Here is a 22359-nt window from a genome sequence, read left to right as displayed (position 1 = left end):
ACCATACGATCGCTAGCCTTCCGGCATGAACCGGATCATTACCCGCTTTCTGGATGGGCGTGTGTGCGCCTACGACGGTGCCGCCGAGGGTGCGCTCGATCCGGTGATCGCCTTCGCGGCCGACGCCGACGAGGTCTCCGGGCATGACGTCGCGCCGGACCTGGGGCGCGCGGTGTACGCGACCCAGCATGAGGTGGTGTGCGTGGACGGCGGCGGCGCGGTCTGGCGGTACGACCTGCTGCCGCGTTCGACCGTGCGGTACGGCCATCACCCGGGCTGCGCGTTCTCCAAGGACGGCAAGACGGTGTGGGTGTACCGGCCGGACGCGATGGCGGGGCGGGGCGGGCTGGACAGGTGGGTGGTCCTGGACGCGGCCGGGGGCGGCGTGCTCGCCGAGGCCGATCTGGGGACGGTCGGGCACGGGGGCCGGCACCACCGGCATCCCAACGGCACCGACGTCCTGCTGGACGTGGGTGAGGGGCAGGACGGGGTGAACCTGTTCCGCGGCTCGCTGCGGAGCGGGCTGGAGTCGTTCAGGTACGACTGGATCGACCGGTGCGTGCTCGACCTGGCGCCGGACGGCTCGCGGTTCATGACCGCCGACCACGAGCAGGACGACGTGGCGTTCCACCGGTATCCCGATGGTGAGGTCACCCTGCGGTTTCGGCTGGAGGAGTTCGGGGTGGACACCGAGGACGGGTTCGTCGAGTGGAGCGGCGGATTCCTGACGAACGAGACGGCGATCGTGACCGTCGGGGGCGAGGAGGAGTGGCACCGGCACTACCGGGTGGATCTTGCCTCGGGCGGCATGGCGCCGTTCGACGCGGAGTCCCGGGACGCCTACGACATCGAGCCGCTGGGTGACGGGTCGTGGCTGACGACCGGCACGGACGGGCGTCCCGTCCGCCGGCGGTCGTGATGGCGCGGTTCTCTCCCGCCTGGCACCTGAACACCGCCGTCGCGGCCGCCCTCGTCCTCGCGGGCGGCATCGGGGCCGTGATCGTGACCGGGCGCCTCGTTCAGGACGACGCCGCCCTGGCCGCCTACCGGGAGGCCGCGCGGTGCCCGGCCGCTCCGACCGTGGCGGCGGAGTGCCGCTGGTCGCGGCAGTTCACAGTGACGGAGATCCGGCACTTCAAGAGGCGCAACCAGCAGAACGGCGTGGTCCTGGTGGCGGCGGACGGGAGCAGATGGGAGACCTCGTACGCCGCCGACGGACCGGTGTTCGACCACCTGAGCGACGGCGACCGGGTCACCGGGACGATCTGGCGCGGCATGGTGACCGAGATCGCCGCGGTGGGCGCCACCCAGGAGACCATGAACGCGCCGGCCGATCTGCGGAAGCGGTACCAGGTCGGGGCGATGATCCTCGTGCCGGGGCTCCCGCTGGCGGTGGTCGCGGGCGGGTGGTGGCTGGTGCTCCTGGCGCGGCGCGGGAGGAGCACGGCCGGTCTGCACGCCACGCTGGGACTGGCGCCGGGCCTGATCGTCTGCGGGATGTTCAGTCCGGCCCTGGCCGGGGAGAGCGGCGACGACCCGATGACGGTGGTGCTCATCTGGGCGCCGATGGCGGTCATCGCGACGATCGTGGCCCGGGTGTACGTCGCGTACAAGCGTCCCGGGGAGGGCGACGAGGACGCGGGCACGACCCCGACCGTGGCCGGAACGGGGACCGCGGCTTCTTAGGGCTCTTCGTGCAGGAGGAGGAGGGCGAACGCGGCGACGGTGGAGTCGTCGGTGATGACGCCGTCGCGGACCAGGGCCTTGAACTCCTCGCGCGTGAAGAAGCGCTGCCGCATGTCCTGTTCCTCGAGCTCCCGCGCGGTCTCCCCCGGGGTCAGCTCGGTGGCCAGGTAGACGTGGAAGCCCTGCCCGCTCGTCCCGTGGGAGCCGTTCAGGTAGCCGAGCCTGGTCATGGCGCCGGCGCGCAGGCCGGTCTCCTCGGCGAGCTCGTGGCGCGCGAGCTCCTCGGGGTCGTCGGCCGCCCGGCGGTCGGGGTAGCCGCCCTGCGGGAAGTTCCAGACGCGGCGGCCGATCGGGTAGCGGTACTCCTCGACGAGATGGAAGCCGTCGCGTTCGGCCGGGATGACGAGCGCGAAGTCGGCCTTGTCGACGACGCCGTAGATGCCGCGTGACCCGTCGAGCCGTTCGATCTCGTCCTCGCGCACGCTCATCCAGCTGTTCTCGTAGACCACTCGCGTCGCCAGTGGCTTGATCGCTCCTTCGTCCGCCATGCCGCAACCCTAACGACGGCGCGGTAACCCCTGCGAGACGACCAAAGCGTGATTGAATCGCTCAATATGTGGCCGTCGTCACAAATGCCTCGCCCTTGGTTGAACTGGTACGAGCAAGACGTGCCGGCCACCTTCGAGATACCGAACGTGCCGGTCACCCGGCTGCTCGACGATGCCGCCCGGCGCAAGCCGTACGGGACCGCGCTGCGGTTCTTCGGCCGTCGCGTGCGTTACCGCGAGCTGCGCCGGGCCGCCGACCGGTTCGCGGCGGGGCTGCACCGGCTGGGCGTCCAGCCGGGCGACCGGGTGGCGCTGATCCTGCCCAACTGCCCGCAGATGGTGATCGCGTTCTTCGGCGTGTTGCGGCGCGGCGCCATCGCGGTGCCGCACAACCCGCTCTACACCGAGGAGGAGATGCGCCACCAGCTCGCGGACTGCGAGGCGCGCGTGGCGGTGGTGCTGGATCGTTCCTACGGCAGGCTGCGCGCCATCCGCGACAAGGTGCCGGTCGAGCACGTCATCGTGACGTCGCTGCTGGACTATCTGCCGTGGCACAAGCGGCTCGCGCTGCGGCTGCCGCTCGTCCAGACGCAGCGCAGGCGGGCGCGGCTCAAGGTCGAGGTCCCCGCCGGCCCGGGGTTGCTGGGTTTCCGCGACGTGCAGCGGCCCACGCAGCGCCGCGTCCGCCAGTACCGGCTCGATCCGGCCAAACATCTGGCCACGATCCAGTACACCGGCGGTACGGGCGGGCGGCCCAAGGGGGCGATGCTGACCCACCGCAACCTGATCGCGAACGCCTGCCAGCAGCAGGCGTGGGACACCGGGTGCCGCGACGGCGGCGAGGTGACGCTGGCGGTGCTGCCGCTCTTCCACTCGTTCGGGATGCTGAGCTGCATGATCGCGCCGGTGATGAAGGCGGGCGCGGTGGTGCACCTGCCGCGGTTCGACAGCGACCAGGTGGTCAAGGCGCTGCGCCGGGACCGGCCGACGATCTTCCCGGGCGTGCCGACGTTGTACGAGCAGGTGCTGGACAGCCCTCATCTCGCGCCGAACGACCTCGACTCGGTACGGATCTTCCTGTCGGGCGGCGTCGAGCTGCCGCAGGCCACGGCGAAACGTGTCGAGGCGCTCGGCGGGCACCGGCTCGTCCAGTGCTACGGGCTGACCGAGGCCTCCCCCGCGGTGACCGGCAACCCGCTGGGCGGCGGCGCCCGCAACACCACGATGGGCGTGCCGCTGCCGATGACCGACGCGCTGATCGTCGACCCGGACGAGCCGACGCGCGTCCTGCCGTACGGCGAGCCGGGCGAGATCGTGGTGCGCGGGCCGCAGGTCTTCGCCGGCTACTGGAACGCACCACTGGCGACCGCTCAGGTGTTGTCCAAGGGCTGGCTGCGCACCGGCGACATCGCGGTCATGGACGAGATCGGCTTCGTCACGATCCTGGAACGCCAGCGCGACGTGATCAAGGTGAGCGGCTTCAGCGTGTACCCGTCCGAGGTCGAGGAGGTGCTGCGCGGCCATCCCGCGGTCTTCGACTGCGCCGTCGTCGGCGGCCGGGACGACCGGCGCGGTGAACGCGTCGTCGCCTACGTCGTGGAGCACCCCGCGTACCCGTTCTCGGCCGACGAGCTGCGCCGCCACTGCGAACGGTTCCTCACCCACTACAAGGTGCCGGCGGAGTTCGTGCCCCGGACCGAGGTGCCGCGCAACCTGCTGGGCAAGCTCCAGCGCCACCACCTGCGCGACGGGGCGTTCGTGGGCGGCCGCTCCGATCCGCTCGACCAGCTGCCGGGCGGCTCCGCCCGGCCCTGAGCCCCTCAGCCCTGGCGCGGCACGCCGCCGGCTCCGGTACGTCAGCACGTCGATTCAGTACGTCGCCTGATGACCCTCGGCGGTTGACACGGTGACCGATTGTGGTGAACCGGTGGCCGCTTGAGGCCCTGGCGGTCCCACAGAACGCGTCGTTCCTTCATCTTTCTTGCACGACGGCATTTCGCCGGGCTCGGTACGGGGCAGAAAAGGGGACCGTCCGTGAGAGCGACGACAGCACGACCATTCGTTCGGACCGGAGTGACACGACGGGGCCGTCCTCTCCTCGCGGGGACGCTGGCGATTCTGCTGACCGCCACGCTCACGGCGGTGAGCGTTTGGACCGCTCCGGCGAAGGCCCGGGCGGCGGCACTGCCGGCCAACTTCCAGGAGAGGGCGGTCCTCTCCGGGTTGACCATGCCGACGAACGTCGAGTTCGCGCCGGACGGCCGGGTGTTCGTGGCGGAGAAGAGCGGCATCATCAAGGTCTTCGACTCGCTCTCCGACACCACCGCCGAGGTCTACGCCGATCTGCGCGCGCAGACCTTCAACAACTGGGACCGCGGCATGCTGGGCCTGGCTCTGCACCCGGACTTCCCGGCCGATCCGCGGGTGTACGTGATGTACACCTATAACGGCGTGCTCGGCGGCACCTACCCCCGGTGGCCGTCCGCGGACGGCTCCAATGACCAATGTCCCGACCCGCCCGGTGCGACCAACGAGGGCTGCGTGGTGGCGGGCCGCATCTCGGTGCTGACCCCGTCCGTGCAGGCGGCGGGCGCGCTGGCGACCCAGGCCGAGGCCGGTCCGGTCACCGAGCGGGTGCTGGTCGAGGACTGGTGCCAGCAGTTCCCGAGCCACTCCGTCGGCACACTGGCGTTCGGCAAGGACGGCATGCTGTACGCGGGCGGCGGCGATGGTGCCAGCTTCAACTACGCCGACTACGGCCAGAAGAACAACCCCTGTGGCGACCCTCCGGCGGCGGCCGGTACGGCGCTGACCCCGCCCACCGCCCAGGGCGGCGCGCTGCGCTCCCAGGACCTGCGCACCACCGGCGACCCGACCACGCTGGACGGCGCCATCATCCGGATCGACCCCGACACCGGTGCGGGCGTGGCGGGCAACCCCCTGCCCAACGGCGACGCCAACGCGCGTCGCATCATCGCCTACGGCCTGCGCAACCACTTCCGGTTCACGATCCGGCCGGGAACCAACGAGGTGTGGGCCGGCGACGTCGGCTACACCACCTGGGAAGAGATCAACCGGCTGACCGAGCCGTTCACGACCGTCCGCAACTTCGGCTGGCCCTGCTACGAGGGCACGGGTCGCCAGGCGGCTTACGACGGCGCCAACCTCACCGTCTGCGAGAACCTCTACGCGGCGGGCGCCGGCGCCGTGGTCCCGCCGCACTACACCTGGAACCACAGCGCCAAGGTCGTGCCGGGCGAGACGTGCAGCACGGGCAGCTCGTCCGCCAGCGGCGTCGCGTTCTACGCGGGCAGCGTGTACCCGACCGCGTACCGCAACGGACTCTTCTTCACCGACTACTCGCGCAAGTGCGTGTGGGTGATGAAGACGGGCGCCAACGGGCTGCCCGACCCGGCGACGATCGAGACGTTCGCGACCCGCTCGGCCGGGCTGGTGGAGCTCCAGGCGGGTCCGAACGGCGACATCTTCGGCGTCGACATCGGCGGCGGCTCGATCGTCCGATATGTCTATAACGGCGTCAACAACCCGCCGGTCGCCGCGATCCAGACCGACGTCACCAGTGGTCCGCTGCCGCTGACCGTGCGATTCGACGGCACCACCTCCAGCGACGCCGACAACAACACGCCGCTGACATACGCCTGGGACCTGAACGGCGACGGCGCCTACACCGACTCGACCGTGGCCAAGCCGACGCACACCTACACGGCCAGAGGCCGCTACACGGTCGGGCTGCGCGTCACCGACACACGCGGGGCCACCGACACCGTCACCCAGCAGATCGTCGCGGGCTCCACCCCGCCGACGGCGACCATCGCCGCCCCGGCGGCCGGGCTGACCTGGAAGGTCGGCGACCGGATCGACTTCTCCGGCGCGGCCACCGACGCCGAGGACGGCGCCCTCACCGGGTCGTCCCTGAAATGGCAAACGATCATGCATCACTGCCCGAGCGACTGCCACACGCACACCATCACCGGGCAGGACGGCGCGTCCGGCTCGTTCATCGCGCCGGATCACGAGTACCCGTCGTGGATCGAGCTGAAGCTCACCGCGACCGACTCCGACGGCCTGACCGACGTCAAGACCGTCGCCCTGCATCCGAAGACCACGCAGGTGACGCTGGCGTCCAATCCGGCCGGCATTCCGCTGACCCTGCTGTCGTCCACCAAGAACGCCCCGTTCGCCGGCACGGTCATCATCGGTTCCACGGTCTCGATCTCGGCGCCGACCAGCACCCAGGTGATCGGGCGCAAGGCCTACGAGTTCGTCGGCTGGTCCGACGGCGGCGGCTCGGCGCACAACATCACAGCGCCCGCCTCCAACATCACGCTGACCGCGAATTACCGGGCCAAGACCAACCTCGCGCTCAAACGGCCGACGAAGGTCTCCAGCTACGAGAAGGCCGGCCTGGAGGGTCCGAAGGCGGTGGACGGCGGAATGACGACCCGCTGGTCCAGCAAGCACGCGGACCCGCAGTGGATCGAGGTGGACCTCGGCGCCGTCAAGAAGGTCGGCTTCGCCAACCTGAAGTGGGAGGCCGCCTACGCCACCGATTACCGGGTCCAGACCTCCACCGGAGGAGGCGTCTGGACGACCGTCCACAGCCGGACCGGGGCCAACGGCGCCGACGACTGGGTCTGGTTCACCCCGGTCGACGCCCGCTGGGTCCGCGTCTACGGCCTCAAACGGGCGACCAAGTGGGGCTACTCCCTCTGGGAGATGGAGATCCACGACAGATGACCCGAATGGTTAACTGATCGGGTGGCCCCCGCCCCCGACCTCGTCTCCGCCCTCGCCGACCTCGGCCGCTCGCCGGGGCCGGCGGGGGCGACCCCCGCGAACGCCCCCGCCGCGGAGCCCGAGGTGTTGTACGACCGGCATGACGTGCTGGTGGTGCGGGTCGGGGACGTGGTGGTGAAGGCGCACCAGCCTGATCGGGACACCGGCCCGTCGCTCGACCGGCGGCTGGAGGTGGCGGCGGGGCTGCCCGGCCTCCTGCTCCCGCCCCTCGGCCCGCGGCGCGTGGTGGCAGGACGGGTGGTGACGGTGTGGCCGTACGGCGAGCCGGTCGACCCGGCGGGGCCGCTGCCCTGGGCTCAGGGCGGACGGCTGCTGGCGCGGCTCCACCAGAGCCCGGCGCCCGAGGGGACGCCGTCCTGGGGCCGCCCGGCCCGGGTGGCGAGGCTCGTCTCGCGGCTGGGAGAGGGCCCGGAGGTGGCTGAAATACGTCACGCGTTCGCCACACTTCCGTCGTGGATCCGGGGCGAGGCGCCCGAGCCCGAGCATCCCGGCCGGCGGCTGATCCACGGTGACTGGCACCTCGGGCAGATGATCCGGGAGGCCGGTGGCGGCTGGCGGCTGATCGACGTGGAGGACCTTGGCCTGGGCGAACCGGCCTGGGACCTGGCCCGGCCCGCCGCGCTCTTCTCGGCCGGAGTGCTGCCGCGCGCCGACTGGGAGGAGCTGCTCGGCGCCTACCGGGAGGCGGGCGGCCCCGCGGCGGCCCGGCACGACATCTGGGAGGCGCTGGAGGTGCCCGCCCGAACTCTAGTGATCCAAATCGCCGCAACGTGCGTCAAATCCGCACGGGAGGGTGACCGACCGCTCGACGGGCCCGAGCTCGCGCTCGTCGATGCATGCAGCAGAATCTCCAGGGCCGGGCTCCCGGCATGACGTGACGGGGGGAGTCCTCTAGATTTAGCCTCTACCTGGGGATTCCATACTGGAAGGACAAGAAGGCGATGCACTGCCCTAAGTGTCGTGGCGTGATGCGGACGTACACCCGCAACGGCGTCCACATCGAGCAATGTGACAACTGCCGGGGCATCTTCCTCGACTATGGCGAGCTGGAGGCCCTCAGCAACATGGCGGCGAACTACGCGCCCCCGCCCGCGGCGGCTCCCGGCTGGAGCGCGCCCGCCCCCTCGGTGCACCACCATCACCACGGTGCGCACCACCGCCCTCACCACGGAAGCGTCTTCCACATGCTCTTCACCACCTGATCGGGGCAGCAGGAAGTACGACGCCTGCGAGATCACTCGGACGTGAGTGATCCCGCAGGCGTCTACTCTTTCCGGCCCCGGAACGGGGCAGAGGCGGGAGCCAGGACGGATTACAGGCGGGGGTCCACGGGCTCGGACTCCAGGGCCAGGACGCCGAAGACCGCCTGGTGGACGCGCCACAGCGGCTCGCCCGCGGTCAGCCGGTCCAGCGCCTCCAGGCCGAGCGCGTGCTCGCGCATGGCCAGCGACCGCTTGCGCCCCAGTGACCTGCCGCGGAGCCGGTCGAGGTTGGCCGGCTCGGGATAGTCGGGGCCGTAGATGATCCGCAGGTATTCGCGGCCGCGGCACTTGACGCCGGGCTGCACCTTGCGGTCCTCGGGCAGCGGGCCGAGCGGCTTGACGACCATGCCCTCGCCGCCGGCTCCGGTCGCCTCCTCCCACCACGCGGTGGCCGCCGCCACCGACGCGGCCGAGCCGAGGTCGACCACCATCGACGTGGTCGGGGCGATCAGGCCGGTGGGGTCGGCGGCGGCCAGCCGCCCGGCCACCGCCATGTGCCAGTCGTGCTCGCGCCCCGTGGCCCAGGTCCTCCCCTCCCCCGCGAGGATCTGGAACGGCGCGAGCCGCACGCCGTCCAGCCCGTCCACCTCCCAGCAGTAACGGGCGTAGGCGTCGCGGAACAGCCCGGCGTTGGCCGCCCTGCGGTCGACGTGCTCGCGCAGGGCGCCGACGTCCAGGCCCCGGGCGGCGGCCTGGGCGAGCGCGGCGGAGGCCACCGGCAGCGCGGCGCGGGCCGCGGCGCCGGTCGCCGCGTACTGGGTGCGGATCAGGTCCATGGCCTTGGCCGACCAGGGCAGCAGCTCGCAGTCGAGCACCAGCCAGCCGGTCTCCAGCTCGTCCCACAGGCCCGCGCCGGTGACGGCCGCGCGTACCCGGTCGAGCACCTCGGCGGTGCGGGCGGGATCACGGAAGAACGCGCGGCCGGTACGGGTGTAGACCTCGCCGGTGGTGCCGTCCGAGACTCCGAAGCGTGCGGCGGCCACGCCGTCATCGCGGGCGACGACCACGACGGCGCGCGAGCCCATGTGCTTCTCCTCGCAGATCACGCGGTCGAGGCCCGGCTCGCGGTACGCGGCGAACGCCTCGGCCGGGTGCTCCAGGTGGCCGGGGAGGCCGGAGTTCGCGGACGGCGCCATGGTCGGCGGCAGGTAGACCAGCCAGCGCGGGTCGACGGCGAAGCGGCTCATCACCTCCAGGGCGGCGAGCGCGTTCTCGTGCCGGACGGCGACCCGGCCCATCAACCCTGTCTCCACGCCCTCGTTGCCGAGCACGTCCTCGATCTTGAGCACGTCGGTCTCGCGGTGGCCTCCCGCCGCCATCGCGGGGGCCGGGACCAGAGGCCGGACCGGCTCGTACCAGACCTCGCGGGCGTCGACGGAGACCAGCTCGCGCTCGGGATAGCGGAGCGCGGTGAGCCGGCCGCCGAAGACCACGCCGGTGTCGAGGCAGATCGTGTTGTTGATCCACTCCGCCGCCGGGACCGGGGTGTGCCCGTAGACGACCATCGCCTTGCCGCGGTAGTCGTTCGCCCACGGGTAGCGGACGGGCAGGCCGTAGTCGTCGGTCTCGCCGGTCGTGTCGCCGTACAGGGCGAACGAGCGGACGCGGCCCGAGGCACGGCCGTGGTAGGCCTCCTTGAGCCCGGCGTGCGCCACGACCAGGCGGCCCTCGTCCAGCACGTAGTGGCTGATCAGGCCGTCCATGAAGCTCAGCGCCTCCGCACGGAAGTCGTCCGGCTCGGCGCCGAGCTGTTCCAGCGACTCGGCGAGGCCGTGCGCCACCTTGACCCTGCGTCCGCGCAGCGCCCGGACGAGCTTCTGCTCGTGGTTGCCGGACACGCACAGTGCCTGCCCGGCCGCGACCATGCCCATGACCAGGCGCAGCACGCCGGGGGTGTCCGGGCCGCGGTCGACCAGGTCACCGACGAACACGGCGGTGCGGCCGCCCGGGTGGTTGGCCCCGGCGGCGCGGCCGAGCGGGTCGCGTTCGATCTCGTAGCCGAGGTCCGCGAGCAGTTCCTCCAGCTCGGCGCGGCAGCCGTGCACGTCGCCGATGACGTCGAACGGGCCGGTGACCTCCCGCTTGTCCGGCCATGCCTTCTCGTAGGCGACGGTCGCGGCGTCGACCTCGTCCACGCCGGTCAGCACGTACGCCCGCTTGAACTCGCGGCCGGTCAGCGAGCGCAGGCCGCGCCCCAGCTCGCGCCGCTGGCGCGGGATGACGTGGTCGGGCAGCCGCCGTCCGGTCCGGGCGGCGTTGCGCTCGGCGGCGACGTGCACGGGCACGTCGAGGACGATCGCCACCGACAGCACGTCGTGGTCCTTGGCGATCTGGAGGAGCGCCTGGCGCGCCTTCTGCTGCACGTTGGTGGCGTCGACGACGGTCAGCAGGCCGCGCCGCAGCCGCTTGCGGACGATGTAGTGCAGCAGGTCGAACGCGTCGCCGGTCGCCGACTGGTCGTTCTCGTCGTCGGCGAGCACGAGCCGGCAGTAGTCCGACGACACCACCTGGCTCGGCGCGAAGTGCCTGCGCGCGAAGTGCGACTTGCCGGAGCCGGAGACTCCGACGAGGACGACCAGGCCCATCTCGGGCAGGCGGATCGTCGTCCCGCGTCCCTCGGCGGGCGCCTCGGCGGGCGCCGTCCGCGAAGCGGCGGGCTCGGCGGGCCGCGCGGTGGGTTCGGTCATCGGGTGAACACCCCCAGCTGGGTCGGGGCGCCGACGTCGGGGTCGTCGTCGCCGACGGGCACGTAGCGGACCTGGTAGCCGTGGTCGGCGGCGACCCGCTCCGCCCACCGGCGGAACTCGGCGCGGGTCCATTCGAAGCGGTGGTCGGGGTGGCGCATGGCCCCCGGCGCCAGCCCCTCGTACCGGACGTTGTATTCGGAGTTGGGCGTGGTGACGACCACCACGCGCGGCCTGGCGTCGCCGAACACCACCCGTTCGACGGCGGGCAGCCGCGGCGGGTCGATGTGCTCGATGACCTCCATCAGCACGGCCGCGTCGTAGCCGCGGAACCGTTCGTCGGCATAGGTGAGAGCGCCCTGCAGCAGCTCGACGCGCGGGACGCGGTCGGGCCCGTGGTCGTCCTGGAGGCCGCGGCGCCGCGCGATGAACAGCGCGCGCTCCGACACGTCCACGCCGGTGATCTTCTCGAAGTAGCGGTCCTGCCCGAGCCGCCCGACCAGCTTGCCCGAACCGCAGCCCAGGTCGATGACGCGCGGCGTCCGCTGAGCGTGCAGCGTCTCCAGGACGGCCTGGACGCGGCGTTCGGCCAGCGGCACGGGCGGCACCGCGGCGGTGTGCTCCGGGTCGGGCTCGGGCGCGGCGCCCGGCTCGGCCGCGGTCGGGTCGGCCGCGGGCGGCTCCTCCTCGATCGGGTCGCGGTCGAGCTCGTCCTCGGGCGCGTCCTCGGAGTCGGCGAGCCGGCCGAGGGCGGTGCGGACCAGGCCGCGCCGGTTGGCGAGGTAGCGGCGGGTGATGCCGGCCCGGTCGGGGTGGGCGGCCAGCCAGCCCTCCCCCGCCCGGATCAGCTTGTCGACCTCGTCGGGCGCGACCCAGTAGTGCTTGGCGTCGTCCAGCACCGGCAGCAGCACGTACAGCTGGTTGAGCGCGTCGGCCAGCCGCAGCTCGCCGGTCAGCGTCAGCGAGACGTAGCGCGAGTCGCCCCAGCCGGGGAACCCGGGGTCCAGCGGCACCGGGACCGCGCCGACCTGCCAGCCGAGCGGCGCGAAGAACCCTTCGGCCCGTTCGGGCCCGCCCCTGCACGGCAGCGCGGGCAGCGTGACCTCGAGCGGGATCGCCGTCCGCGCCAGCTCGGGCCGCAGCTCGCAGCGGCCGCGCATCGCGGTGCGGAAGACGCCGGCCATCGCGGAGGCCAGCAGCGAGGACGCCGCGTAGGGGCGGTCGTTGACGTACTGGCCGAGCGAGAAGTCGGGCGTGCTCTTGCCCCGGGTGCGCACCAGTTTGACGGGGTCGACGTCCAGGAGCAGCGCGGCGGTGCAGCGCGCCGCGTCCGCCTCGGGGTAGAAGACGTGCGCCGTACCGAACGCCTGCCCGAACGCCTGCACCCGGTCGGGATGCTTGTGGAGCAGGAAGCCCAGGTCAGTGGCAGGGGCCAGGGTGGTGGTGATCGTCAGAAGCACCCGTCAAGCATGGCGGACGGGCGTCGCCCCGGCGCAAACGCTTTTCCGCTACTGGACGGCAGGGCCGGTGATGAAACGGCCGCGCCGGTCGTACGGCCAGCCGTTGATCTTGCAGCCCTTCAGGCCGAAGATCTGCTGCTGCATGACCGGCGCCAGGGCGCCCTTCCGCGCGCAGGTCATGTGGTTGTAGCCCAGCCGGTGCCCGACCTCGTGGTTGATCGTCAGGGCGTGGTAGTGGTCCGGCTGGCCACGGTAGTAGGTCGTCAGCAGCAGCCAGCGGCGCAGGTTGACCACCACCTGCTTGCCGCCGCTGCAGTTGGTCTGCCCTTTGGTCTCCAGGCCGTACACGGCGCAGAGCTTGTCGACGGTTCCCGGTGCGGCGAGCCGCACCACGAAGTCAAAAGGGCCCGAGTTCACCCGCTTGAACGCCCATCTGCCGCCGGCCGTCCAGCCGCGCGGATCCGCCAGTATCGTGTCGACGGTCCGCGCGAAGGTCTGCGGCTGCTGGCGAATGCCGCCCTCCACCTCGACCATGTAGCGCAGGACCGTGCCGCGCCCGGCCACCTTGGCGGACGTCACGGGCGGCCGGATGAACTTCCCGGTGCCGCGCTGCGGGATGTAGGGCGCGCGGTTGGGCGTGACGACCGGCGGCACGGCCGGCGGCTGGTCGGCGTGCGCGGCCTGGCCCCCGGTCGGCGACGGGTCGTTGCGCGGCACCGCCGAGCCGGTGTTCTGGCCCGGCGACCCGAAGAACAGGTAGCCGAGCGCGCCGAGCCCGGCGAGCAGGATCACCCCGACGACGAGGATGACCAGGATGCGGAACAGCTGGCGGCTGCGGTTGGCCCCGACGAACGCGATGTCGAGGTCCTTGCCCATGTGGCCGGCGCCGCTGTAGGAGTCGCGGCGCGCGGACCGCCTGCCGCGGCGCTCCTCGGGCCAGAACGAGTCATGGTCGTCCTGGCCGCCGTCGTCCTGGCCGAACGGCGGCCGCTCACGGGGAGGCTGCTGCCTGTCGTACGGCTGGGGTCGCTCGTACTGGGGCTGCTGCTGCTCGTACTGGGGCTGCTGCTGCTCGTACTGGGGCTGCTCGTACTGGGGTTGTTGCGGCCGGCCAGGGGGTTGCTGTTGCGGCCGTCGCGGTTGCGGCGGCTGCTGTTGCTGCGCGTGGGGCTGCTGTCCGTACGGCTGCTGTTGCTGGTCGTACGGCTGCTGGCCGTAGGGGGGCTGGGAACCGTGCTGGTCGAACGCCGACTGCCCCGGCTGCGGAGTCGGGGGTTGCTGGGGCGTGGGGGGACGCCTCGGGGGGTCGGACCGGCGTCGGCGACGGCCCTGTGAACGTGGGGGCTGCATGTCGCAGGCCAGCATGCCAGAAAGGGACGGTCATTTGATCATTTCGCAATAATCGCGTTGCGGTGTCGTCTCGGACATCGGGACACTCAGCGTGATCATCGAGAGAAACCGGACCGCGTGAACGTCGCGTGAAGATCAAGTGAGCAGAGGCGAGTGAGCAGACATCCCCGGCGCCAGACCGCCCAGGAGACGGTGGCGATCCTCGACCGCGGCGACTACGTCGCCCCTTCCGGCCGCACCGTGGAGATCGCCGGCGGCGTCCGCGCGGTCGTGCGCGGCACCGTGCTGCACCGGCCGGCCGAGCTCGACGATCTGCTCGGCGGCCTGCCCGCGTCGCCGGGTCTGGACATGCGGGTGGAGGTCACCGGCGAGACGACGCTCGCCGCGGCGCGCCGTCTGGCCGGGACGGGCACCGAGACGGGCACTGAGACGGGCACTGAGACGGGTGCTGAGGCGGGCGCGGGTGCGGCGGGGCTGCCGTTCGCGCTCAACTTCGCGTCCGCCAAGAACCCGGGCGGCGGCTTCCTCAACGGCGCGCACGCGCAGGAGGAAGGGCTCGCGCGGTCGTCGGCGCTGTACGCGTCGCTGCGCGCGGCCCGGGAGTTCTACGAGTTCCACCGCGAGCAGCGCGACCTGCTCTACAGCGACCACATGATCTACTCCCCCGCGGTGCCGGTGTTCCGCGACGACGCGGGACTGCTGCTGGACGAGCCGTACGACGTGACGTTCCTGACCTCGCCGGCGCCCAACCGCGGCGCCATCCGCGACGCGGCGCAGGCCGCCCGCGTCCCCGAGGTGCTGCGGATGCGCGCCCGCAAGGTGCTGGCGGTGGCGGCGCACCACGGCCACCGGCGCCTGGTGCTGGGCGCGTGGGGGTGCGGTGTCTTCGCCAACGACCCGGCCGAGGTGGCGGCGGCGTTCCAGGAGGCGCTGCGGCCGGACGGGCCGTTCGCCGGGCGGTTCGAGCACGTGGTGTTCGCGGTGTGGGACACCGCCAAGGGAGCGCCCCGGCAGGTCGCGTTCGAGCGGGCCTTCGCCTAGTCGCTCGCCTGGTCGTTCGCCTGGTCGTTCGCGGGCACGTACGACGCGATGCCGCGGACGAGCATCTCGAGGCCGAACTCGAAGCGGTCCTCGCCGTCGCCCGACATCAGATCGCCCACGTTGCGGACGGTCGCCGGGAACCGGTCGGCGGGCAGGTTCGCGAAGAAGTCCCGCACCTGGCCGAGGAACCGGGCCATGTACTCATCGCGCTCCATCCCGCTGGCGCGCTGCTTGGCCAGATGGATGGAGCCGTCGTAGGCGTCGGCGTTGACGTAGAGGTAGATGCGCTCGGCACCCCACGCCGCGGCCCTGGGCGGCACCCCGCCGGCCAGCATGACGCTGAGCATCATCTCGTTCATCCGCAGTGAGCTGGCGCCGGTCGGGATGCTGCCCAGCGGCACCCTGGCGATGTCGGCGTGCTCGCTCAGCACCCGGTGGATCTCGTAGGCGATCTCCTTGACCTGCTCGCGCCAGCGCGCCGGGTCGGGCTCGGCCGGGATCCGCATCTCCTCGCAGACGCGGTCGAGCATGAGGTCGAGCAGCTCCTCCTTGTTGGAGACGTGCGCGTAGAGCGAGGCGGGGCCGGTGTCGAGCTCCTGGGCGACCCGGCGCATGCTCACCGCGTCGAGCCCCTCGGCGTCGAGCACCCTGATCGCGGTGTCGACGATCAGGTCCTGGCTGAGCTGCTGGCGCGCACCGGTGCTCTTGCGCTGCTTGCGCCATGCCGGCGTGGGCAGGGACGTCGACTCACTCCGCTCCATGGCGAACATCGTACTTCACGACGATCGTCGTTCGTTGCCACGAACGCCGTTCTTGACACGATCAGCGTTTCGAACATAGAACAGTGTTCGTAAGCAACGAACACCGATCGTTATGGAGCCTTCGATGAGTTCCTCCACCGTGACCGCGGGGCCCGGCACCGGGCCCGCGCAGACCCTTTACCGCTGGCGCTGGGTCGCCCTCTTCGTGATCCTCGCCGGCGAGATCCTCGACCTCCTCGACGCGTTGATCACCACGGTCGCCGCGCCGACCATCCGTGCCGACCTCGGCGGTTCGGCGGGCACCATCCAGTGGCTGGCCGCCGGATACACGCTCGCCATGGCGATCGGCCTGATCACCGGCGGCCGCCTCGGCGACCTCTACGGCCGCAAGCGCATGTTCCTGATCGGCGCGGCCGGCTTCACCGCCGGGTCGCTGCTGTGCGGGCTGGCCGTGTCCCCCGGGATGCTCGTCGGCTCACGGGTGTTGCAGGGGTTGTTCGGCGCCCTGATGTTGCCGCAGGGCATCGGCATGATCAAGGAGATGTTCCCGCCCAGGGAGATGGGCGCGGCGTTCGGCGCGTTCGGCCCGATCATGGGCCTGTCGTCGGTCGGCGGCCCGGTGCTGGCCGGCTGGCTGATCGGCGCCGACCTCTTCGGCACCGGCTGGCGCATGATCTTCCTGATCAACCTGCCGCTGGGCATCGCCGCCGTGCTGGCCGGGATCAGGTTCCTGCCCGAGTCGAAGGCACGGCACGCCACCCGCCTCGACCTGGTCGGCGCGCTGCTCGCGGCGCTCGGCGCCGGGCTGATCGTCTACCCGCTGGTGCAGGGCCGCGAGCTCGGCTGGCCGGCCTGGTCGTTCCTGATGATGGCCGGCTCCGCGCTCGTCTTCGCGTTCTTCACCTGGTACGAGACGCGCAAGGAGCGGGCCGGCGGCGACCCCCTGGTCATGCCGAGCCTGTTCCGCAAGCGCGGCTTCAGCGGCGGCCTGACCCTGGGCATCGTGTTCTTCTCCGGCCTGACCGGCTTCGCCCTGGTGTTCGGCCTGTACACGCAGCTGGGCCTCGGGTACTCGCCGCTCAAGGCGGGCCTCGCCCAGATCCCCTGGTCGCTCGGCATGGTGGTCGGCTTCGGCCTCGCCCAGGCGGTGGCGCGCTTCGGCCGCAAGGTCATCCACGGCGGCACGATCGTCATGACCGCCGGCGTGGCCGGCGTCATCGCCACCCTCCAGGCGGCCGGCATGGGCGTCAGCCCCTGGCAGCTCGCGCCCGCGCTGGTCGTCACCGGCATCGGCATGGGCCTGCTGATGGCCCCGTTCTTCGACACCGTGCTCGCCGGCGTCGAGCCGCACGAGACCGGCGCGGCGGGCGGCACGCTCACCGCCGTCCAGCAGCTCGGCGGCGCCCTCGGCGCCGCGGTGCTCGGCACCGTCTTCTTCAACCTGCTCGGCGCCCACTTCGAAGGCGGCGCCGGATCCGGCGGCGGCGCCGCCTTCGAGCACGCCATGAACGTGACGTTGTGGGTCGTGGTCGGGATGCTCGCGCTGAGCTTCGTGGTCACGTTCCTGCTGCCCAAGCAGCCGCGCCCCGACCAGGAACCCTCCCACTAGGCACCCTCCCGCTAGGCACCGGGCGTGCGAGCCCCGCGCCCGGCGCGCGAACGAGCGAGCCCCGCGTCCAGGCGATCCGGACGCGGGGCTCGTCCGCGTTCAGAGGCGGTTGAGGACCTCGAACGCGAGCAGCTCGAGGTGGTCGAGGTCGTGCAGGTCGAGCACCTGGAGGTAGACGCACTCCGCGCCGAGCCCCGCGAACTCGCCGATCTTGTCGACCAGCTCGGCCGGGGTGCCCGCCAGGCCGTTCTCGCGCAGCTCGTCCACGTCCCGGCCGATGGCGTCCGCGCGGCGCTTGATCTCGGCGTCGTCGCGGCCGCAGCACACCACCTGCGCGGCGGAGTAGACCATCGGCCTGGTCCGCCCGGCGTTCTCGCAGGCGGCGCGGACCCGGCCGAACGCGGTCCCGGTGTCGCCGAGCTTGTGGAACGGCACGTTGTACTCGTCGGCGTACGCGGCGGCCAGGCGCGGCGTGCGCTTGGCGCCGAACCCGCCGATGAGCACCGGCGGGCCTTCGGCCTGCGCGGGCTTGGGCAGCGCGGGCGAGTTCGCCAGCGTGTAGTGCTCGCCCTCGAAGCCGTACGTGGAGCCGGCGGGCGTGCGCCACAGCCCGGTGATGATCTCGAGCTGCTCCTCCAGCCGTTCGAACCGCTCGTTCAGGCTGGGGAACGGGATGCCGTACGCGGTGTGCTCCTCCTCGAACCAGCCGGTGCCGATGCCGAAGTCGACGCGCCCGCCGCTCATCCGGTCGACCTGCGCGACCGAGATCGCGAGCGGCCCCGGGTAGCGGAACGTGGCGGCCGTCATCAGCGTGCCCAGCCTGATCCGGCTGGTCTCGCGGGCCAGCGCCGCCAGCGTGATCCAGGCGTCGGTCGGCCCGGGATCGCCGGGCACGTCGCCCATCTTGAGGTAGTGGTCGGACCGGAAGAAGGCGTCGAACCCCAGGTCCTCGGTGGCCTTGGCCACCGACAGCAGTGTCTCGTAGCTCGCCCCCTGCTGGGGCTCGGTGAAGATCCGAAGACGCATGATCCCATCCTCGTACGTGCCGCCTCGCGAACGTGCGACGGGGCCCGGAAACCGCTGAAGGTCTCCGAGCCCCTGCCGCCGCGATCCGTTCTGATCAGGCCTTTTCGCGCCGCGGGCGGCGGCCCAGGCGGGTCAGGACCAGCCCGACCCCGACCAGGCCGAGCGCCGAGTCCAGCATGAGCGCCGACTCGGCGCCGGTGCGCGGGAGCTCCCGCATGCCCTTGGTCGGGACCTCGCCGCCGTGGACGCCGCCGGAGTCCGGGGTCCTGCCCTGGGCCGGAGCGCCGGCCTTGTGCGCCGGGGCCTGCGGCCGCTTGACGGTGGCCCTGTCGTGCGCCCGGTGGACCGGCAGCCCTGCCTGGCCGGCGCCGGGCGCGCGGACCCTGGTCTTCGCGCTGGCGGAGTTGTTGGCCAGGTTGAGCTCGACCGTCTTGGTCGTCGCCTTCGTCGGCCAGACGAGGGACGTGCCCGGCCTGGCCTTCTTCGGCTGGACCTTCACGCGGAACGTCTTCTGCTCGCCGGCCTCCAGCGAGGCGACCTCGCAGACGTACTCCGCCGAACGCGCGGTGCAGGCCGAGTCGCCTTCCAGGACCTCCACCGGGACGGTGGACGCGGTCGTGCCGGACTCGGCGCCGCGCGACCCGCAGACCTGCTCGGTGTCCGGGCCGCCGTTCTGGTCGCCGGTGGTGCCGCCGGGCGAGCCGTTGACTCCCCCGGGCGTGCCGTTCTGGTCGCCGGTCGAGCCGTTGGCGCCGGACGAACCGCTCTGGTCCCCGGACGAACCGCTCTGGTCTCCGGACGTACCGGTGCCGCCGCCGGTCTGGGCGGTCTCCGAGCCGCACTCCTGCGCCAGGCCCGGCCCCAGGCCGTTGGTGCCGGTGCCCTCGCCGCACTCGCGGCCGGCCGGGCCGTTCCCTCCGGCATCGCCGTTGCCCGGGCCGTTGCCCGTGCCGGGGCCGTTGCCCGTGCTGTCGCCGGGCCCGTTGCCGGTGCCGCCTCCGGTGCCCGGCGTGCCGCAGATCTCGGCGCGGCCGCCCCTCACCTCCAGCGGCAGCGGGGAGTTGAGCACGACGCCCGCGGCGTCGGACGGTCCGGTGTTCTTCACCGTCAGCTTGTAGACGATCGTCTGGCCGGGATTGACCGACGACGGCGCGGTCTTGGTCACCGCGATGTCGGCGGTCTCGGCGACGCTGACCCGCGGGAACTCCTTGGAGACCCGGGACTTGGCCCACATCACCGTCGCGGTGCTGCCGATCGGCTGGCGCGGCTTGGCCTCCGCCGCGACCTTCGCGGTGATGACGCCCGCGACGGTCTTGCCGGGCTTGATGGAGCCGAGCTGGCAGACCGCGCTGCCCGGGCTGCCCGGTGCGCCCGCGGCGCCGGCCGCGCCGGTCGCGAACGAGCAGTTCTGCATGGCCGACACGAACTCGAGGGCCTCGGGCAGCGGCGCGCGGAAGACCGCCGGGCCCGCCGTGGTCTCGGACTTGTTGGTCACCGCGAACGGCCAGGTGTACGTCCGGCCCGGCAGCAGCGGTGTCCTCGGCCCGGCGGTGTCGATCACCAGGCGGGCCTGCTTCTGCCGCTTGGCCCGCGCCGGCCCGGCCTTACGCCGGTCGTGCTTCTGCTTGTCGTGACGCTTGGCTCCGACCCGTACCGGTCCGTCGGCCTCGGCCGCGTGGTTGGTGCCGACGACGGGGACGGCGACGCCGAGCAACGGTGCCGCCGTCAGCACGACGAGGCTCCGGGCAGCCGTGCGCCCCTTCGCCTTCTGGATCATGTTGGTCTCCCCGTGACCTGGCCTGAAGCATGAGCAGCTCCCGTTGTAGCCGGACCCGGGGTGATCTCCTAGCGCCACGGCGGCGTGTCGTTACGGAGAGTGACATCAACCTTTGGTCAAGGCGGGGGCTCGTCCAGGCGCTCGGCCGCCAGCCGCGCCGCGTTGTGCACCACGCGGGTCTGCGTCTCCAGCTGCCGGATGATGCGGCGCTGCTGCTCGCGGATGTCCCTGACGATCCGTACGAGCACGGCGAGCCCGACGACCAGGCACAGGTTGAGGGCGATGAGGGCCTCGGAGCCGAGTGCCACACGCATGTGCCGTCACTCCTTCGCGGGGGGCTCCTTGACCTTGACCGGCACAACCAGTGTGCCCGCTAGTCAGCGTCCGCAACAACCGGTCAGACCCGGAAATCTTTCAGACTGCGACAACGATCACGCGGTCCGCACGGCACCGGCCGCGGTCACCGGCCGCCGGGCTCCCCGTAGAGCGCGCGCAGGAACGCCAGCGCCATCCGCCGCTTGTCGCCGTCGTCGGCCTGGAGGTCGGCGAAGTAGGCGTTGAGCTCCTCGAGCTCGCGCAGCACGACGTTCATGTCCTCCTGGACGACCCCGGCGGGCTCCAGCCCCTCGCCGATGCGCACGAGGTCACCCGAACGCCACTGCAGGGCATCCTCGATCGCACTGCGGGTGCGCGCCTGCGGCCACCGCTCCCCGGCCTCCAGGTTGTAGATCGTCTTGACCGTCACACCGGCCCGCTCGGCCAGCTGCTCCTGGGTCAGCCCGAGCGATCCACGGCGGGCCACCACGTATTTGGCGATCCGCTCCCTGTCCAGCTCCATGCGACCAGCATGACGGAAACATTAAGGAACATCCAGTAAGCGAAGGGCGAATATTTCCTTCCGGACAGTTTCCGCTAATTACTGGTTACTCCTTGAAGTCTTACTAGTATGTTCTTATTATGGTGACCGGATCAGAAAGGGCAGGGGTCTCCGTGACCGAGGACGGACCGATCACCATGGAGCTGGCCATCTCCGAGCTTCGCCGCGACTTCGACGTCCGGCAGGCCAACCAGGAGGGCCGGCTGGCGCTGCTGTACCAGCGCAACGAACTGAACGAACGCCGCACCGACGACCAGGCCAGGCTCATCGAGGAGCTCGACGCCCGGCTCAGCGCGGCCGAACGCGAGCAGGTCACCCGGGCCCACCTCGACAACCGGTTCCGCCAGACCGTCGCGCTGCTCTCCCTCATCGCCGCCATCGCCTCCGTCGGGGTCGGCATCCTCGTCGCCTTCCTCGGCCGCTGAAATCCGCACCCGCTTCAGCCCGTTTCGTGAACGTCGTGTGATGGCGACGGTTCTGAACGCTCGTGAACGAACGGGCCTTGATCGGGGTGGGCTGCGGGTCTTGACTGGGCGGATGGAGCGCAAGAACCGTGCGAGTCTCTCGCACAAGGCGCGTTACGCCGCCCGGAACCCGGGCCGGATCACTCCGTACGCGCGGCGGGTCGCGCGGGACACGTGGTTGCGGCTGCGGGCGCGGGACCATGTGGCCTACTACCGGGCGGTGATGAAGTCGGACACCGCCAAGAATCCGCGCGGGGCGGTCGGGACGCCCACCGAGAAGCGGTGGATGGCACTGGGCGCGATGCAGTTCGAGTACCTGGTGGGGCACGGGCTCGAGCCGGGGCACCGGATGCTGGAGATCGGGTGCGGCAACCTGCGCGCGGGGCGGTTGTTCATCGACCATCTGGCGCCGGGCCACTACTACGGGATCGACATCTCGCCCGACATCCTGTTCGCGGCGGAGGAGACGCTCGTCCGGTACGGGCTGCAGGGCAAGCTGCCGCATCTGACGCCGGTCCGGGACCTGCGGCTGGAGTTCCTGCCGGACGCGCACTTCGACGTCGTGCACGCGCACAGTGTCTTCTCGCACTCGCCGCTGGACGTCATCGACGAGTGCTTCGCGCACGTCGGACGGGTGCTGGCGCCGGGCGGGTTCTTCGACTTCACGTTCAACCGGACGGAGGGCAAGGAGCACCAGGTGCTCCGCGAGGACTTCTACTACCGGACCGGGACGCTGGTCGAGCTGGCGGGGAAGCACAAGCTCGACGCCTCGTTCATGGACGACTGGGAACAGACGGCGCACAAGCAGTCCAAGCTCCGCGTCACCCGCGCTTAGCCGCGCCAGGGATAGCGGGTGGTGTCGCGGGTGCAGTAGTCGGGTCGAGGTAGATGAAGACGCGCCGCATCAGGCCGTCGCGGATCTCGAAGAGGTCGCCGCCGACGTCGAGGCGGCGCAGGTACTCGATCGCGATGTCCTGGTTGTCGGCCATGCCCCGA

General features: G+C 71.6%; 21 protein-coding genes. 11 read left to right on the top strand and 10 right to left on the bottom strand.

Annotated features, from left to right (window positions below; translation table 11 throughout):
- The first annotated feature begins 25 nt into the window (after nt 1–25).
- Together ABZ810_RS42575 and ABZ810_RS42570 are read left to right on the top strand one after the other, a co-directional pair.
- Nucleotides 26–919, top strand: a complete 894-nt coding sequence (locus ABZ810_RS42575; RefSeq protein ID WP_358412951.1) for a hypothetical protein — start codon at nt 26–28, stop codon at nt 917–919.
- Nucleotides 871–1686: a hypothetical protein gene (locus ABZ810_RS42570; protein WP_358412949.1), complete on the top strand. Its 816-nt coding sequence runs from the start codon at nt 871–873 to the stop codon at nt 1684–1686. The genes ABZ810_RS42575 and ABZ810_RS42570 overlap by 49 nt, the downstream gene beginning before the upstream one ends.
- Here the strand turns inward: ABZ810_RS42570 and ABZ810_RS42565 are convergent.
- Complete coding sequence (locus ABZ810_RS42565) at nt 1683–2234, bottom strand: NUDIX hydrolase (protein WP_358412947.1); 552 nt, start codon at nt 2232–2234, stop codon at nt 1683–1685. The genes ABZ810_RS42570 and ABZ810_RS42565 overlap by 4 nt on opposite strands.
- A 120-nt stretch (nt 2235–2354) precedes the next feature.
- Between ABZ810_RS42565 and ABZ810_RS42560 the strand changes: the two genes are divergently transcribed.
- The 4 genes from ABZ810_RS42560 to ABZ810_RS42545 all read left to right on the top strand — a co-directional run bounded on the left by ABZ810_RS42560 (nt 2355) and on the right by ABZ810_RS42545 (nt 8254).
- Nucleotides 2355–4049, top strand: a complete 1695-nt coding sequence (locus ABZ810_RS42560) for an AMP-binding protein (protein WP_358412945.1) — start codon at nt 2355–2357, stop codon at nt 4047–4049.
- 327 nt (nt 4050–4376) lie between these two features.
- The gene (locus ABZ810_RS42555; RefSeq protein WP_358412943.1) at nt 4377–6992 is read left to right on the top strand and encodes a PQQ-dependent sugar dehydrogenase; all 2616 of its coding nucleotides are present in this window, start codon (nt 4377–4379) and stop codon (nt 6990–6992) included.
- A gap of 21 nt (nt 6993–7013) precedes the next feature.
- Nucleotides 7014–7925: a phosphotransferase gene (locus ABZ810_RS42550; protein ID WP_358412941.1), complete on the top strand. Its 912-nt coding sequence runs from the start codon at nt 7014–7016 to the stop codon at nt 7923–7925.
- A 68-nt stretch (nt 7926–7993) separates the two neighbouring features.
- Complete coding sequence (locus ABZ810_RS42545; RefSeq protein WP_358412939.1) at nt 7994–8254, top strand: zf-TFIIB domain-containing protein; 261 nt, start codon at nt 7994–7996, stop codon at nt 8252–8254.
- A gap of 110 nt (nt 8255–8364) precedes the next feature.
- Here ABZ810_RS42545 and ABZ810_RS42540 read toward each other — a convergent pair whose 3' ends face one another.
- Genes ABZ810_RS42540 through ABZ810_RS42530 form a run of 3 tightly spaced genes read right to left on the bottom strand, consistent with a single transcriptional unit; the run spans nt 8365 to nt 13334 of the window.
- Entirely contained in the window at nt 8365–11001 is a 2637-nt protein-coding gene (locus ABZ810_RS42540) for a polynucleotide kinase-phosphatase (RefSeq protein ID WP_358412937.1), read from the bottom strand.
- Nucleotides 10998–12458: a 3' terminal RNA ribose 2'-O-methyltransferase Hen1 gene (locus tag ABZ810_RS42535; protein WP_358412935.1), complete on the bottom strand. Its 1461-nt coding sequence runs from the start codon at nt 12456–12458 to the stop codon at nt 10998–11000. The genes ABZ810_RS42540 and ABZ810_RS42535 overlap by 4 nt, the downstream gene beginning before the upstream one ends.
- Nucleotides 12459–12506: 48 nt before the next feature.
- Complete coding sequence (locus ABZ810_RS42530; RefSeq protein WP_358412933.1) at nt 12507–13334, bottom strand: DUF3152 domain-containing protein; 828 nt, start codon at nt 13332–13334, stop codon at nt 12507–12509.
- A 72-nt stretch (nt 13335–13406) separates the two neighbouring features.
- Between ABZ810_RS42530 and ABZ810_RS42525 the strand changes: the two genes are divergently transcribed.
- The gene (locus tag ABZ810_RS42525) at nt 13407–13793 is read left to right on the top strand and encodes a hypothetical protein (RefSeq protein ID WP_358412931.1); all 387 of its coding nucleotides are present in this window, start codon (nt 13407–13409) and stop codon (nt 13791–13793) included.
- Between the two features lie 168 nt (nt 13794–13961).
- Nucleotides 13962–14849, top strand: a complete 888-nt coding sequence (locus ABZ810_RS42520; protein ID WP_358412929.1) for a TIGR02452 family protein — start codon at nt 13962–13964, stop codon at nt 14847–14849.
- Here the strand turns inward: ABZ810_RS42520 and ABZ810_RS42515 are convergent.
- Nucleotides 14846–15610, bottom strand: a complete 765-nt coding sequence (locus tag ABZ810_RS42515) for a TetR/AcrR family transcriptional regulator (protein WP_358412927.1) — start codon at nt 15608–15610, stop codon at nt 14846–14848. The two genes, ABZ810_RS42520 and ABZ810_RS42515, sit on opposite strands and share 4 nt — an antisense overlap.
- Nucleotides 15611–15734: 124 nt before the next feature.
- Between ABZ810_RS42515 and ABZ810_RS42510 the strand changes: the two genes are divergently transcribed.
- Complete coding sequence (locus ABZ810_RS42510) at nt 15735–17219, top strand: MFS transporter (RefSeq protein ID WP_358412925.1); 1485 nt, start codon at nt 15735–15737, stop codon at nt 17217–17219.
- 99 nt (nt 17220–17318) lie between these two features.
- Here ABZ810_RS42510 and ABZ810_RS42505 read toward each other — a convergent pair whose 3' ends face one another.
- The 4 genes from ABZ810_RS42505 to ABZ810_RS42490 form a co-directional block, all read right to left on the bottom strand.
- The gene (locus ABZ810_RS42505; RefSeq protein ID WP_358412924.1) at nt 17319–18245 is read right to left on the bottom strand and encodes an LLM class F420-dependent oxidoreductase; all 927 of its coding nucleotides are present in this window, start codon (nt 18243–18245) and stop codon (nt 17319–17321) included.
- Between the two features lie 94 nt (nt 18246–18339).
- Nucleotides 18340–20022: a DUF11 domain-containing protein gene (locus ABZ810_RS42500; protein WP_358412922.1), complete on the bottom strand. Its 1683-nt coding sequence runs from the start codon at nt 20020–20022 to the stop codon at nt 18340–18342.
- Between the two features lie 116 nt (nt 20023–20138).
- The gene (locus tag ABZ810_RS42495; protein WP_358412920.1) at nt 20139–20336 is read right to left on the bottom strand and encodes a hypothetical protein; all 198 of its coding nucleotides are present in this window, start codon (nt 20334–20336) and stop codon (nt 20139–20141) included.
- A 146-nt stretch (nt 20337–20482) separates the two neighbouring features.
- Nucleotides 20483–20860: a helix-turn-helix transcriptional regulator gene (locus tag ABZ810_RS42490; protein WP_358412918.1), complete on the bottom strand. Its 378-nt coding sequence runs from the start codon at nt 20858–20860 to the stop codon at nt 20483–20485.
- A 152-nt stretch (nt 20861–21012) separates the two neighbouring features.
- Here ABZ810_RS42490 and ABZ810_RS42485 point away from each other — a divergent pair, with 152 nt between their 5' ends.
- Both ABZ810_RS42485 and ABZ810_RS42480 read left to right on the top strand, forming a co-directional pair.
- A complete protein-coding gene (locus ABZ810_RS42485) occupies nt 21013–21324 on the top strand; it encodes a hypothetical protein (protein WP_358412916.1) in 312 nt (103 codons plus the stop codon).
- A gap of 112 nt (nt 21325–21436) precedes the next feature.
- Nucleotides 21437–22198, top strand: coding sequence for a class I SAM-dependent methyltransferase (locus ABZ810_RS42480; RefSeq protein WP_358412914.1), 762 nt, complete (start codon nt 21437–21439; stop codon nt 22196–22198).
- Here the strand turns inward: ABZ810_RS42480 and ABZ810_RS42475 are convergent.
- The gene (locus ABZ810_RS42475; protein WP_358412912.1) at nt 22185–22352 is read right to left on the bottom strand and encodes a hypothetical protein; all 168 of its coding nucleotides are present in this window, start codon (nt 22350–22352) and stop codon (nt 22185–22187) included. The genes ABZ810_RS42480 and ABZ810_RS42475 overlap by 14 nt on opposite strands.
- Between the last annotated feature and the right edge of the window lie 7 nt (nt 22353–22359).

Origin of the sequence: Spirillospora sp. NPDC047279, from assembly GCF_040643285.1 — a bacterium.
Taxonomy (GTDB): domain Bacteria; phylum Actinomycetota; class Actinomycetes; order Streptosporangiales; family Streptosporangiaceae; genus Spirillospora.
This window is presented reverse-complemented; position numbering and strand designations above follow the sequence as displayed.